General features: G+C 70.2%; 12 protein-coding genes and 1 rRNA gene. 9 read left to right on the top strand and 4 right to left on the bottom strand.

All coding sequences use genetic code 11. The features are described 5' to 3' along the window. Window positions 1-14 precede the first annotated feature (14 nt). From metH to BLS99_RS12540, 4 genes are all read left to right on the top strand, one after another. Complete coding sequence (metH, locus tag BLS99_RS12555) at window positions 15-3563, top strand: methionine synthase (RefSeq protein WP_245712240.1); 3549 nt, start codon at window positions 15-17, stop codon at window positions 3561-3563. A gap of 91 nt (window positions 3564-3654) precedes the next feature. Beyond that, a complete protein-coding gene (locus BLS99_RS12550; RefSeq protein WP_091049752.1) occupies window positions 3655-4212 on the top strand; it encodes a thymidine kinase in 558 nt (185 codons plus the stop codon). A 72-nt stretch (window positions 4213-4284) separates the two neighbouring features. Next, window positions 4285-4974, top strand: coding sequence for an HAD family hydrolase (locus BLS99_RS12545; protein WP_245712239.1), 690 nt, complete (start codon window positions 4285-4287; stop codon window positions 4972-4974). Window positions 4975-5015: 41 nt separating this feature from the next. Next, the gene (locus tag BLS99_RS12540) at window positions 5016-5543 is read left to right on the top strand and encodes a DUF2087 domain-containing protein (protein WP_091049748.1); all 528 of its coding nucleotides are present in this window, start codon (window positions 5016-5018) and stop codon (window positions 5541-5543) included. Between the two features lie 4 nt (window positions 5544-5547). Here BLS99_RS12540 and BLS99_RS12535 read toward each other — a convergent pair whose 3' ends face one another. Beyond that, window positions 5548-5892 (bottom strand): winged helix-turn-helix transcriptional regulator, encoded by a 345-nt coding sequence (locus BLS99_RS12535; protein ID WP_342761278.1) that lies wholly within the window; start codon window positions 5890-5892, stop codon window positions 5548-5550. Between the two features lie 149 nt (window positions 5893-6041). On the opposite strand from BLS99_RS12535, the gene BLS99_RS12530 reads away from it, so the two are divergent. Genes BLS99_RS12530 through BLS99_RS12520 form a run of 3 tightly spaced genes read left to right on the top strand, consistent with a single transcriptional unit; the run spans window position 6042 to window position 8670 of the window. Continuing rightward, a complete protein-coding gene (locus BLS99_RS12530) occupies window positions 6042-6905 on the top strand; it encodes an NAD(P)-dependent oxidoreductase (RefSeq protein ID WP_091049742.1) in 864 nt (287 codons plus the stop codon). 12 nt (window positions 6906-6917) lie between these two features. Then, complete coding sequence (locus BLS99_RS27420; RefSeq protein ID WP_091049738.1) at window positions 6918-7784, top strand: NAD(P)-dependent oxidoreductase; 867 nt, start codon at window positions 6918-6920, stop codon at window positions 7782-7784. Window positions 7785-7806: 22 nt separating this feature from the next. Next, window positions 7807-8670 carry an NAD(P)-dependent oxidoreductase gene (locus BLS99_RS12520; RefSeq protein WP_091049734.1) on the top strand — a complete coding sequence of 288 codons (864 nt, stop codon included), beginning with the start codon at window positions 7807-7809 and terminating at the stop codon, window positions 8668-8670. An 18-nt stretch (window positions 8671-8688) separates the two neighbouring features. Here BLS99_RS12520 and BLS99_RS12515 read toward each other — a convergent pair whose 3' ends face one another. Then, the gene (locus BLS99_RS12515) at window positions 8689-9540 is read right to left on the bottom strand and encodes a helix-turn-helix transcriptional regulator (protein ID WP_091049731.1); all 852 of its coding nucleotides are present in this window, start codon (window positions 9538-9540) and stop codon (window positions 8689-8691) included. Between the two features lie 131 nt (window positions 9541-9671). Here BLS99_RS12515 and BLS99_RS12510 point away from each other — a divergent pair, with 131 nt between their 5' ends. Continuing rightward, complete coding sequence (locus tag BLS99_RS12510; RefSeq protein WP_091051353.1) at window positions 9672-10424, top strand: NAD(P)H-dependent oxidoreductase; 753 nt, start codon at window positions 9672-9674, stop codon at window positions 10422-10424. An 83-nt stretch (window positions 10425-10507) separates the two neighbouring features. On the opposite strand, the gene BLS99_RS12505 is transcribed toward BLS99_RS12510, so the two are convergent. Together BLS99_RS12505 and BLS99_RS12500 are read right to left on the bottom strand one after the other, a co-directional pair. After that, on the bottom strand, window positions 10508-11800 hold the full coding sequence (locus BLS99_RS12505; protein WP_091049727.1) for a KamA family radical SAM protein: 1293 nt from the start codon (window positions 11798-11800) through the stop codon (window positions 10508-10510). Window positions 11801-12028: 228 nt separating this feature from the next. Further along, window positions 12029-12454, bottom strand: coding sequence for an OsmC family peroxiredoxin (locus BLS99_RS12500; RefSeq protein WP_091049725.1), 426 nt, complete (start codon window positions 12452-12454; stop codon window positions 12029-12031). Window positions 12455-13117: 663 nt separating this feature from the next. Between BLS99_RS12500 and BLS99_RS12495 the strand changes: the two genes are divergently transcribed. Further along, window positions 13118-13225 (top strand): 16S ribosomal RNA (locus BLS99_RS12495); the annotation flags it as partial.

The raw sequence follows: 13225 nt of genomic DNA, 5'->3' as shown, positions 1-13225 counted from the left end.
GTACCCTTGGCCTCGTGTCTGAGCAGAGTCTTTTCCTCGAAACCCTGAAGCGCCGCGTCGTCATCGCCGACGGGGGCATGGGCACGATGCTCCAGACCTTCGACCCGACGATGGAGGACTACGACGGCCACGAGGGCCTGTCCGACATCCTGTGCGTGACCCGCCCCGACATCGTCCTCGGCATCCACGACGCCTACCTCGCGGCCGGCGCCGACTGCGTCGAGACCAACAGCTTCAACGCCAACTACGGCGGCCTGGTCGAGTACGGCATCGAGGACCGCGCCCGCGAGCTCGCCCGCGCCGCCGCCGCCCTCGCCCGCAGCAAGGCCGACGAGTACGCCACGCCCGCGTGGCCGCGCTTCGTCCTCGGCTCGATGGGCGGCGGCACCCGCCTGCCCACGCTCGGCCACGCGCCGTTCGCGCTCCTGCGCGACCACTACGAGGAGTGCTCCGCGGGCCTCATCGAGGGCGGCGCCGACGCGCTCCTGGTCGAGACCGCCCAGGACCTCCTCCAGGCGAAGGCCGCCGTCATCGGCGCCAAGCGCGCCAACGCGGCCCTCGGCACCCGCGTCCCGATCATCGCCCAGGTCACCGTCGAGACCACCGGCACGATGCTCGTCGGCGGCGAGATCGGCGCGGCCCTCACCAGCCTCGCCGCGCTCGGCATCGACCTCATCGGCCTCAACTGCGCCACCGGGCCCGACGAGATGAGCGAGAGCATCCGCTACCTCTCGCGCCACTCGCCCGTCCCGATCTCGGTCATGCCGAACGCCGGCCTGCCCGTCCTCGGCCCGAACGGCGCGGTCTACCCGCTCACCCCCGAGGAGCTCGCCGACGCCCACGAGGAGTTCGTCACGAACTTCGGCGTCAGCCTCGTCGGCGGCTGCTGCGGCACCACCCCCGACCACATCCGCGCCGTCCGCGCCCGCCTCACCGCCCCCGACGGCGCCCCCGAGGACCTCGTCAAGCCCAAGGACCGCACCCCCGTCCTCGAACCGGGCGTCTCCTCCTCCTACCACCACGTGCCGTTCCGCCAGGACGCCTCGATCCTCAACGTCGGCGAGCGCACCAACGCCAACGGCTCGAGGGCGTTCCGCGACGCCATGCTCGCCGCCGACTTCGACCGCTGCGTCGAGATCGCCCGCGAGCAGGCCGGCGGCGGTTCCCACCTCCTCGACCTGTGCGTCGACTACGTCGGCCGCGACGGCGCCGAGGACATGAAGGTCCTCGCCGCCCGCTTCGCCACCGCCTCCACGCTCCCGATCATGCTCGACTCCACCGAGCCGAACGTGGTCGAAGCCGGCCTCGAAGCCCTCGGCGGCAAATGCGTCGTCAACTCCGTCAACTACGAGGACGGCGACGGCCCGAACTCCCGCTACCAGCGCATGATGCCCCTGGTCGCCGAGCACGGCGCGGGCGTGGTCGCCCTCTGCATCGACGAGAAGGGCCAGGCCCGCGACCGCGACTGGAAAGTGCGCGTCGCCGCCCGCCTCATCGACGACCTCACCGGCACCTGGGGGATGCGGATCGAGGACATCTTCGTCGATGCCCTCACCTTCCCCATCTCCACCGGCCAGGAGGAGACCCGCCGCGACGGCGTCGAGACCATCGAGGCCATCCGCGAGATCGCCCGGATCTACCCCGGCGTCAACTTCACGCTCGGCATCTCCAACATCTCCTTCGGCCTCAACCCCGCCGCCCGCCAGGTCCTCAACTCCGTGTTCCTCAGCGAATGCGTCGAAGCGGGCCTGACCAGCGCCATCGTCCACGCCTCCAAGATCCTGCCCATGGCGCAGATCCCCGAGGAGCACAAGCAGGTCGCCCTCGACATGGTCTACGACCGCCGCACCGAGGACTACGACCCGCTCCAGAAGCTCATCGAGATCTTCGACGGCGTCAGCCTCGCCGGCTCCAAGGAGGCCCGCGCCGAAGCCCTCGCCGCCCTCCCGCTCGGCGAACGCCTCGCCCAGCGCATCATCGACGGCGACAAGAACGGCATGGACACCGACCTCGACACCGCGCTCGCCGAGGGCAGGCGTCCGCTCGACATCATCAACGACCACCTCCTCGAAGGCATGAAGGTCGTCGGCGACCGCTTCGGCTCCGGCCAGATGCAGCTCCCGTTCGTCCTCCAGTCCGCCGAGGCCATGAAGTTCGCCGTCGCCCACCTCGAACCCCACATGGACAAGGCCGACTCCACCGACAAGGGCACGATCGTCCTCGCCACCGTCCGCGGCGACGTCCACGACATCGGCAAGAACCTCGTCGACATCATCCTGTCCAACAACGGCTACACCGTGGTCAACCTCGGCATCAAGCAGCCGATCAACGCCATCCTCGACGCCGCCGAGGAGCACTCCGCCGACGTCATCGGCATGAGCGGCCTCCTCGTCAAGTCCACGGTCATCATGAAGGACAACCTCGCCGAGATGATGGCCCGCTCCATGCACACCCGGTGGCCGGTCCTCCTCGGCGGCGCCGCGCTCACCCGCGCCTACGTCGAGGACGACCTCCGCGAGATGTTCGAAGGCGGCCAGGTCCACTACGCCCGCGACGCCTTCGAGGGCCTCGACCTCATGAACAAGGTCATGACCGCCCGCCGCACCGGCACGCCCATGTCCGACCCCGAGCAGGACGCGAAGATCGCCCTGCGCCGCCAGCGGCGCGCCAAGCAGGCCACGATGGTCGCCGACACCCTCCCGGACCTCGACGACACGTCCGTGCGCTCCGACGTCGACACCGACGTCGACATCCCGGTGCCGCCGTTCTTCGGCTCCCGCGTCCTCAAGGGCATCCAGACCTCCGAGTACGCCGCGCTCCTCGACGAGCGCGCGACCTTCCTCGGCCAGTGGGGCCTCAAGCCCACCCGCGGCGACGGCCCCTCCTACGAGGAGCTGGTCGAGACCGAGGGCCGCCCGCGCCTGCGCTACTGGCTCGACCGCCTCGCCACCGACAACGTCCTCGAAGCGAAGGTCGCCTACGGCTACTTCCCGGCCTACGCCGAAGGCAACACCCTCGTCGTCCTCGACGAGAACGGCCACGCCGAGCGCGCCCGCTTCACCTTCCCGCGCCAGCGCCAGGGGCGCCGGCTGTGCCTCGCGGACTTCTTCCGCGCCAAGGACGGCGAGCAGCTCGACGTCCTCGGCATGCAGCTGGTCACCCTGGGCTCCAAGGTCTCCGAGTACACCGGCGAGCTGTTCGCGGCCAACGCCTACCGCGACTACCTCGAAGTGCACGGCCTCACCGTGCAGCTCACCGAGTCCCTCGCCGAGTACTGGCACCGCCGCATGCGCCGCGAGTGGACCCTGCCCGGCGGCGGCACCGTCGCCGACGCCGACCCCGCCGACCTCAAGGGCATCCTCGACGTCGACTTCCGCGGCTGCCGCTACTCCTTCGGCTACCCGGCCTGCCCCGAGCTCGCCGACCGCGCCACCCTCGTCGACCTCCTCGGCGCCCACCGCATCGGGGTCGAACTGTCCGAAGGGGACCAGCTCCACCCGGAGCAGTCCACCGACGCGATCGTCCTCCACCACCCCCAGGCGAGCTACTTCAACGCCAAGTGACCCCGGCGAGCGCCCGGCGCCCGTGCGGCGCCGGGCACCGACCCGGGAACTCCGTTCACCCCCGCGCCGCCGGGACGGCACCATAGGGGCCATGTCGCACGAACTCGTCGCCTACCTCGGCGTCATGGACGCCGGGAAGTCCACGCTCGCCCTCCAGTACCACCACTCCCTCGGCGGGCAGGGCGTCGTCTACACCTCCATGGACCGCGGCGGCGAAGGCGTCGTCTCCAGCCGCCTCGGCCTCGCCCACGAGGCCCGCGAGGTCAAGCCCGGCTTCGACATCTACGACGACCTCGCCGCGCTCCGCCCCCCGTACGTCGTCGTCGACGAGGTCCAGTTCCTCGAAGCCCCCAAGCAGATCAACCACCTCGCCGACGCCGTCGACGGCCTCGGCCTCGACGTCTACGCCTTCGGCCTCAAGACCGACTTCCTCGGCCGCCTCTTCCCCGCCTCCCAGCGCCTCATCGAACTCGCCGACCGCGTCGAGGAGCTCCCCGTCCGCGTCAACTGCTGGTGCGGCGAGCGCGGCACCCACAACGCCCGCACCCGCGACGGCGTCATGGTCTTCTCCGGCGACCTCGTCGAAGTCGGCGACATGGACTCCTACACCGTCCTGTGCCGCCGCCACCACCGCGCCGGGCTCGCCTGAGGGCTGTGAGCCTCCTCGCCCGGAACGGGCGAAACGGCCGCGCCCGCGCCCGCCACCGATACCGTTCTAGGCGTGACCGAGCAGACCGACACCGCCCCCGCGCACGACGTGTTCCCGCAGGCCGTCCTCTTCGACATGGACGGCACCCTCCTCGACTCCGAACCCCGCTGGGACGTCGCCCTCGAAGAACTCGCCGTCCTCCTCGGCGGCACCCTCCGCCCCGAGGTCCGCGACCGCATGGTCGGCTCCAACGAGGACGCCTCCGTCATCTTCCTGCTCGAAGACCTCGGCCTCCCCGTCGAGGACTTCCCCGAGCACGTCGCCTGGCTGCGCAACCGCATGAAGACCCTCTTCGCCGCCGGCGTCGACTGGAAGCCCGGCGCCCGCGAACTCCTGCTCGAGGTCCGCGCCGCCGGCGTCCCCACCGCCCTGGTCACCTCCACCGCGCGCGAACTCACCGAGGTCCTGCTCCGGACCCTCGACCCCGCCAACTTCGACGTCATCATCTGCGGCGACGAGGTCCAGGCCCGCAAACCCGACCCCGAGCCCTACCTCACCGCCGCCGCGAAACTCGGCGTCGACATCACCCGCGCCGCCGTCATCGAGGACTCCCGCTCCGGCACCGAGTCCGCGCTGGCCGCCGGGGCCGTCGCCTTCGCCGTCCCCAGCGAGGTCGCCCTGCCCCCGGAGATCCCCGCGCACCGGCTCACCACGCTCGACGGTGTCACCCTCGACCGCCTCCGCGCCATCGCCGGGGCCTAAAACTCCTTGACGCCGCAGGCGCCCGCGGCGATCGTGGGTCCATGGAACCCAGCCACGAGATCGTCAAGGCCCTCGCCGACCCCGCCCGGCTCCGCGTCTTCGCCGCGATCGTCCTCGCCGGCGACAACGGCACCGGCCTCGCCGCGCTCCGCGGCGACCACCCCGGCGCCGACCAGGCGATCCCGCGGCTCGTCCGCGCCGGACTCGTGACCTCCGCCGAGAGCGGCCTCCGCGCCGACCCCCGGGTCTTCCGCGACGCCGCCGCCGCGGCCCGCTCCACCGTCCCCGACGCGCCCGAGGGCACCGACCCGGGCGTCGCGCACCTCTACACGGCCGGGCGCCTCACCGTCATCCCCACCCGCCGCGCCACCCGCGTCGCGGTCCTGCGCGACCTCGCCGAACGGCTCTTCGAGTTCGACCGCGTCTACACGCAGGCCGAGGTCACCGACGCGCTCGCCGAAGTCCACGACGACCCGCTGACGCTCCGCCGCGAACTCGTCGACGAACTCCTCCTCGAACGCACCCTCGGCGGCCGCGAGTACCGCCGCCGCGAGGCCCCGCCGCTCTGAGCCCCTAGGAGGCCGCGACCTTGAGCCGCGTCTCCACCGCCTCGCGGTGCTCGTCGCCCCACGCCTCCAACGGCGCGAGCGCCGCGTTCAGCGACTCCCCGAGCCGCGTCAGCGAGTACTCCACGCGCGGCGGCACCTCCGCGTACAGCTCGCGGTGCACCACCCCGCTCGCCTCCAGCTGCCGCAGGTTCTCCGCGAGCACCTTCTCGCTCACCCCGTCGAGCTTGCGCCGGATCTGCCCGAACCGCACCGGCCCCTCGGCGAGCACCCACATGAGGTGCATCTTCCACTTGCCGCCCACGACGTCGATCGCGATCGTCATCCCGCAGGTTTGATCTCCGTCACCCATCGCCACCGTCGCACGCCTCCCGACCGTATTTCGAACCTCGACGTAAGCAACCCCACCTGGAAGTGCGGTCTTGCCGAGCCTACCCGGGCCGACCGACCATGGAACCCGTCAACACGAACCATGGATCACCACTCCCGAAGGGGCCCAACATGTCTGCAATCAAGTCCGTCTCCGTCCTCGGCCTCGGCCCGATGGGCCGCGCCACCGTGCGCCTCCTCCTCGCCGCCGGCTACGACGTCACCGTCTGGAACCGCAGCCCCGGCAAGACCGAGGCCCTCGCCGAACTCGGCGCCAAACCCGCCGCCACCGCCGCCGAAGCCGTCGCCGCCAACGACACCGTCCTGCTCTCCCTCATCCACTACGACGCCATGTACGGCGTCCTGGAAGCGGCCGACCTCACCGGCAAGACCGTCGTCAACCTCTCCTCCGACTCCCCGGCCAACACCGCCAAGGGCGCCGACTGGGTCCTCGCCCGCGGCGCGCGCTTCCTCACCGGCGCCTACATGACCCAGAGCGACGACATCGCCCACCCGGCCTCCAAGCTCTACGTCAGCGGCCCCGCCGACCTCCACGAGGAGCTGCGGCCCATGCTCGAATCGCTCTGCGCCAACGTCCACCTCGGCGGCGACTACGGCCTCGCCCAGCTCTACTACCAGGCCGGACTCGCCATGTTCCACGCCTACCTCATCTCGCTCCAGCAGGCGTTCGCCATGATCGAGCGCTCCGGCGGCGACATCGACACCTTCCTCGAACTCAGCAAGGACGACGCCGGCAGCCAGCGCGACTTCTCCCTCTACTTCGCGCAGGCCGCCAAGAACGGCGGCTGGGACGACCTCGCCAGCCTCAAGATGATGCACGCCGGCGCCCAGCACGTCATCGACGCCAGCGAGGACGCGGGCGTCGACGCCGCCATCACCCGCACCATCCAGGACTACTACCAGCGCGCACTCGACGCCACCGAGCGCACCGGCGCCGTCGTCCCCGTCTACCGCCTCTTCCGCGGCGACCACTAGAAGGGCCCGCCCATGCAAGGCAACCTCACCGTCCTCGGCCTCGGCGCCATGGGCAGCGCGGTCGCGCACCGCCTCCGCACCGCCGGATACACCGTCACCGTCTGGAACCGCACCGCCGCCAAGACCGCACCCCACACCGCGGCCGGCGCACACGCGGCACCCACGGTCGCCGCGGCGGCCGACGCCGGAGACGTCGTCTTCGTCGTCCTCCTCGACCACGCCAGCGTCCGCGAACACCTCGACCCCGCCGCCGCGCACCTCCGCGGCAAGGTCGTCGTCAACCTCGTCACCACCACGCCCAACCAGGCCCGCGACACCGCCGCCTGGGCCGCCGACCACGGCATCACCTACCTCGACGGCGCCGTCATGGCCGTCCCGGACATGATCGGCACCCCCGAGGCCCGCCTCCTCTACTCCGGCGACGAGAACGCCTACGCCATCGCCCGGACCGCACTCGACACCCTCGGCACCGCCGAATACACCGGCACCGACCCCGGCCTCGCCGCACTCAAGGACACGGCCCTGCTCGCCGCCATGGACCTCATGCTCATGGGCTACCTCCAGGCCATCGCCATGATGCGCACCGCCGGCGCCACCGCGGCCGACACCGCCGCCGAAGTCGAAGCCTGGCTCGCCGCCATGCTCCCGCACGGCAGGGAGATCGCCGCCATCATCGACGGCGCCGCCTACGACACCGGCGGCCAGAGCGTCGACTTCGACCGCCACGGCCTCGCCTCACTCATCACCGCCAGCCGCGAGCAGGGCGTCAGCGCCGCCCTCCTCGAACCGCACCGCCGGCTCCTCGACGAACTCGCCGCCACCGGCCACGGCGCCAGCGACTGGCCCCGCATCATCGACCGCCTCACCGTCCCCCGCTAAGACCATCGAAGGGAAGCCGCACATGACGAACCGGACCACCGCCGTCCTCGGCCTCGGCGCCATGGGATCCGCCATCGCCGCCCGCCTCCGCGACACCGGCCACGACACCGTCGTATGGAACCGCACCGCCGCCAAGACCGCACCCCACACCGAAGCCGGCTCCCGCGCCGCACCCACCCCCGCCGACGCCGCCGCGCTCGCCGACACCATCCTCGTCGTCCTCCTCGACCACGCCAGCGTCCGCGAACACCTCGAACCGCTCGCCGCCGACCTCAAAGACAAGGTGATCGTCAACCTCACCACCACCACGCCCAACCAGGCCCGCGACACCGCCGCCTGGGCCGCCGACCACGGCCTCACCTACCTCGACGGCGCCATCATGGCCACCCCGGACATGATCGGCACCCCGGCCTCGCGGATCCTCTACTCCGGCGACCGCACCGCCTACGACACCGCGCACGACGCGCTGGCGGTCCTCGGCGCCGCCGACTACGAGGGGGAGGACGCCGGGCTCGCCTCGCTCAAGGACATGGCCCTGCTCACCGCGATGTACCAGATGTTCAGCGGGCTCGTGCAGGCCGCCGCGATGATGCGCACGGTCGGCGTCCCCGCCGCCGCCACGGCCGCCGAGGTCACCGGCTGGCTCGGCGCGATCCTGCCGCACCTCGACCAGTTCGGCGCCGTCATCGACGAGCGCACGTACGAAGGCGGCCAGAGCGTCGACTTCACCCGCGCCGCGATCGGCTCGCTCGTCACCGCCGCCCGCGAGCAGGGCGTCGGCGCCGACTTCCTCGAACCGCTCCTCAGCCGCCTCGACGAGCTCAGCGCCACCGGCCGCGGCGGCGCCGACTGGACCAGCGTCACCGAGCAGCTCACGATCCGCTAGCCGCCTGGGGGCGGGGGACTACCCCTCCGCCCCCAGCAGCGCCAGCTTCTCGTACCCGTCCGTGCCCGGCGCCGCCGTCAGCGTCACGAGCATCTGCCCGGAGCCGTCCGCGACCCGGAACTGGTCCTTGTACAGCTGGAGCAGGCCCACCATCGGGTGCTCGAACCGCACCCATCCGATGTTGCAGTCCATGACCTCGGCGTGCGCCCACATCTCCGCGAAGTCCCGGTGCCGCACCGACAGCTCGCCGATGAGCGCGGTCATCTCGGCGTCGTCGGGGAACAGCGCCGCCATCTTCCGCAGCTGCGCCACCGTCTCGTGCGAGCACACCGCGTACCAGTCGGGGAAGAACTCCCGCGAGTCGTCGTCGAACAGCAGCCGCACGAAGTTCGGACCCGACTCCAGCTCCCAGCCGAAACCGCCGTACAGCAGCCGGGCCAGCCGGTTCGAGGCGAGGACGTCCTGCCGGTGGTTGAGGATCAGCGCCGGGAAGCCGTCGATCGCCGCGAGCATCGTCTCCAGGGAGGGCCGCACGCCCGAGCGCTCGCGCAGCATGTCGCGCCGGGAGTTCCCCGCCAACCGGTGCAGGTGCGCCCGCGTGGTCTCGTCCAGGCGCAGCGCGCGCGCCACCGCGTCGAGCACCTGATCGGACGGCCGCTTCGCCCGCCCCTGCTCCAGGCGCGTGTAGTAGTCCACGCTCACCCCGGCCAGCAGGGCCAGCTCCTCGCGCCGCAGGCCCGGGACCCGGCGCCGCGCGTCGTCCGGCAGCCCGACCTCGCCGGGGTTCACCCGAGCCCGCCTGGCCTGCAGGAACTTGCCCAAGTCCACGACGTCCTCGAGCTTGTGGATCCCGGTCGCATCAGATGACATCACTCAAACCTCCGCGGCAAGCATGCCCGGGTCCGCGCCGCGGTGCCTAGGTCTGTCAGTCCTAGGGTCGAACGACCCCAGGTCGAACAGACGTCTGGCAGACCTCCGGGATCGGCCGCAGCATGGTCCCCATGCAGATCCACATCGTCTACGCCCACCCGCACGCCGCCTCCCTGAACGCCGCGCTCCGCGACGAGGCCGTCCGGACCCTCGAAGCCCTCGGCCACACCGCGACGGTCTCCGACCTGTACGCCATGGGCTGGAAGGCCGTCGCCGACTACGACGACTTCGGCCCCACCGAGAACGCGGCGTTCATGCCCGCCGCCGGGGAGGCGTGGGAGCGGGGCACGATCGCCCCGGACATCACGGCCGAGCAGGCGAAGCTCCTCGCCGCCGACCTGGTGATCCTCCAGTTCCCGCTGTGGTGGTACACCGTCCCCGCGATCCTCAAGGGCTGGATCGACCGGGTCTTCACCAACGGCTTCGGCTACGGCACCTCCCGCGACTGGCCCCGCTTCGGCGACGGCGTCCTCGCCGGCAAGCGCGCCATGGTCGTCGTGACCACCGGCGCCGCCGAGTCCCACCTCTCCGACCGGGGCGTCAACGGCGACATCGACAGCCTGCTCTTCCCGCTCCAGCACGGCGTCCTGTTCTACACGGGCATGCAGGTCCTGCCGCCGGTGGTGGTGACCGGCGCCCACCCGGGATTCGGCGAGTCCGACTACGCCGACGCCGTGAAGGAACTGCGCTCGCGCCTGGAGACCGTCGCCGAGTCCGCGCCGATCGCCTACCGCAAGCAGGCCGAGGACTACGACGCCGACCGGCGCCTCAAGCCCGGCCTCGAACCCGAGGGCGCCACCGGGTTCGCCCTGCACGTCGCCTGACACGCCGCGAGCCGGAGCGGTCCAGGCCGCTCCGGCTCGCGCCGTACTTCAGTGCAGACGCCGTCCAGCCGATGAGGACGGGTCTACTGGAACGGGAACCTGTCCGCGAACGCGGGCTTCAGGTCGTCCACCCACACGGCGTTCTCGTCGAACTTCGCGTAGAACGGGATCCCGACGATCTCGGGGTCCCGCGCCTGGAGCATCCGCAGCGCGAACACCTTCTCCTCGCCGATCTGGACGACCCCGTCCACCGCGACCTTGCCCGGCGTGGCCGACATCGACGGGCCCCTCACGGTCCGGCACAAGCCGGAGACCTGCGCGAACGCGTCCCGGAAGATCTCCCAGGCCCGCGCGAGCGGCACCGAGAAGTACTCCTGCGGACCGGTGTCGCGCTCGATGAACATGTAGTACGGGATCATCCCCATGCGGTGCTGGGTCCTCCACATCCCGGCCCACTGGTCCGCGTCGTCGTTGATCGTCCGGATGAGCGGCGCCTGGGTCCGGATCACCGCACCCGTGGACCGGATGCGCCGCACCGCCTCCCGCACGATGTCGGACTCGAGCTCCTTCTGGTGCGAGAAGTGCGCCATGAACGCGAGGTTCCGCCCCGAGTCCACGACCTGCTCGAACAGCCGCAGCGTGTCGTCCGCGTCGGGGTCCGTCACGAACCGCTGCGGCCAGTACGCGAGCGCCTTCGAGCCGATGCGGATCGACTCGACGTGGTCCATGCCCAGCAGCGGCTCGATGTAGCGCCGCAGCACGGGCTCGCCCATGATCATCGGGTCGCCGCCGGTCAGCAGCACGCTGCTCACCTCGGGATGCTCCCGCACGTAGCCGGTGAGCTGCTCCACGTCGTTGTTCGCCATCTTCAGGTCGGCGATCCCCACGAACTGCGCCCACCTGAAGCAGTAGGTGCAGTAGGCGTGGCAGGTCTGGCCCTGCTGCGGGAAGAACAGCACCGTCTCGCGGTACTTGTGCTGGAGCCCCGGGATGGGCTCCTCGCCCTCCTTCGGGATGTTGAGCTGGAGCTGGCCCGCCGGATGCGGGTTGAGCCGGAACCGCACCTCGTTCGCCGCGGCCGTCAGCTCCTGCTTGGAGGCATCGGCCTTGAGCAGCTCCGCGATGCGGTCGACGTCCTCCGCCGGAAGCATGTCCTCCTGCGGGAACACCAGCCGGAACATCGGGTCCTCGAACGGCCGGTCCCAGTCGATGAGCTCATCGACCACGTACTGGTTCGTCCGGAACGGCAGGACCGATGCGACGGCCCTGGTGCGAAGCCGCTGCTCCTCCGACAGCGGCGCTCGTTGGAGCAGATCGTCGAGATGACGAATGGTGTAGGCGTGGAACCGCCTACCGGTGCTTTCAGGAGCAGTCACGAGAACTCCCTCCTCTTGCGGTTGTCGGTTTGCAACGCGGCCGGCAGGGCCCTGATTACAAACAAGTGCGCGAAACCAACGCTCACCCGGCCTCCGCGGACTCGTGTCCTTGTCGGCTCCGTGGTGTTTCCGCCACGGATGGTGCACCCGATGCTTTCGCGCACACTGTGCGTGAATATGAAGTTTTCAGTTGATTGTGACGACCCTAACCAGAGCCGCCGCAACCCCCTAGCCCAGGGTCGCTTCCAGCGAGATCGGGACCGACTTCAACGCCTGGCTCACGGGGCAGCCGTCCTTGGTCGCCGCCGCGATCTCGTCGAACTCGTCCTTCTCGATCCCGGGGATCACGGCCCGCACGGTGAGCGCGATGCCGGTGATGCCCGTGCCGGGCTTGAAGTCGACGCCGGCTTCGGAGACGATCTCCTCCGCGGTGTAGCCGGCCTTGCCCAGGCCCGCCGAGAGCGCCATGGAGTAGCAAGAGGCGTGGGCCGCGGCGATGAGCTCCTCGGGGCTGGTCTTGCCCTCCGGGTCGTTCGCGCGCGACGCCCAGGTCACCGGAGTGTCCGGCAGGCCGGACGACACGAAGCTGGTGACACCGCCGCCGTCCTGGAGACCGCCGGTCCATCGGGTGCGTGCGTTGCGAGTGACTGACATGCCTTCTCCTTCAGTCGGAGTTCCTTCGCTCGCAGGCTAACAGTCGAACTTGACGCCTGAAGACGGTCCGCGACGGCGGTCGTCCCTGCCGACCTGCCGCCGTGTTCTGCGAAGTGCTTGCCGTCTTCGCAGGTCAAGCGTAACGTTGAACGACAGGTGACCCCCCTGGTTTCGGCCCCTTCGAGGGTGTGTATATTTGTCTCTGCCCGCGGGGGAACGGAACGGCCAAGCCGGTTCGGAGATCACGGAGGCACGCGACTGGCTCTCAGAGCCACGGCGCGGTCCGGATCGCAGCGCGGGGATCACCTGAGACTCCATAGAGGCTCAATTGCATGTGACCAGGGTCAATCACCCCCGGTTGGACATCGCGAATTGAGACTAGTAATGTTGTTCGGGTTGCTCCGGCGGAGAACGAATCCCAAAACGGATGAAGTCTTTGTTGTGGCGTGTTGTTTGAGAACTCAACAGGGTGTTTGGATGGTCAGCGTGTGGGCTGGCTGGGATGCTTGGGGCTAGGTTCCTGAGTGGTTCTGGCTGGTACTGTTTTTGACTGTCTTTTCCTTGGGGCACTTTGCTTGAGTGTCTCGTGAAAATCGGTCAGGGCATGCTTCGACACATACTGTGAGTCACCGGGTTCGCAAGAGCGCGGTGCGCGACAAGTTTTTGTTGGAGAGTTTGATCCTGGCTCAGGACGAACGCTGGCGGCGTGCTTCACACATGCAAGTCGAACGGAAAGGCCCGCTTGCGGGTACTCGAGTGGCGAACGGGTGA

The sequence above is a fragment of the Glycomyces sambucus genome, from assembly GCF_900102815.1.
Lineage (GTDB): Bacteria > Actinomycetota > Actinomycetes > Mycobacteriales > Micromonosporaceae > Glycomyces > Glycomyces sambucus.
This window is presented reverse-complemented; position numbering and strand designations above follow the sequence as displayed.

Coding starts and splice junctions, on each gene's coding strand:
- BLS99_RS12540 (WP_091049748.1), top strand. CDS start 5,016: ATGGAACCCAGCCACGAGATCGTCAAGGCCCTCGCCGACCCCGCCCGG.
- BLS99_RS12515 (WP_091049731.1), bottom strand. CDS start 9,540: ATGTCATCTGATGCGACCGGGATCCACAAGCTCGAGGACGTCGTGGAC.
- BLS99_RS12510 (WP_091051353.1), top strand. CDS start 9,672: ATGCAGATCCACATCGTCTACGCCCACCCGCACGCCGCCTCCCTGAAC.
- BLS99_RS12550 (WP_091049752.1), top strand. CDS start 3,655: ATGTCGCACGAACTCGTCGCCTACCTCGGCGTCATGGACGCCGGGAAG.
- BLS99_RS12530 (WP_091049742.1), top strand. CDS start 6,042: ATGTCTGCAATCAAGTCCGTCTCCGTCCTCGGCCTCGGCCCGATGGGC.
- BLS99_RS27420 (WP_091049738.1), top strand. CDS start 6,918: ATGCAAGGCAACCTCACCGTCCTCGGCCTCGGCGCCATGGGCAGCGCG.
- BLS99_RS12520 (WP_091049734.1), top strand. CDS start 7,807: ATGACGAACCGGACCACCGCCGTCCTCGGCCTCGGCGCCATGGGATCC.
- BLS99_RS12535 (WP_342761278.1), bottom strand. CDS start 5,892: ATGGGTGACGGAGATCAAACCTGCGGGATGACGATCGCGATCGACGTC.
- BLS99_RS12500 (WP_091049725.1), bottom strand. CDS start 12,454: ATGTCAGTCACTCGCAACGCACGCACCCGATGGACCGGCGGTCTCCAG.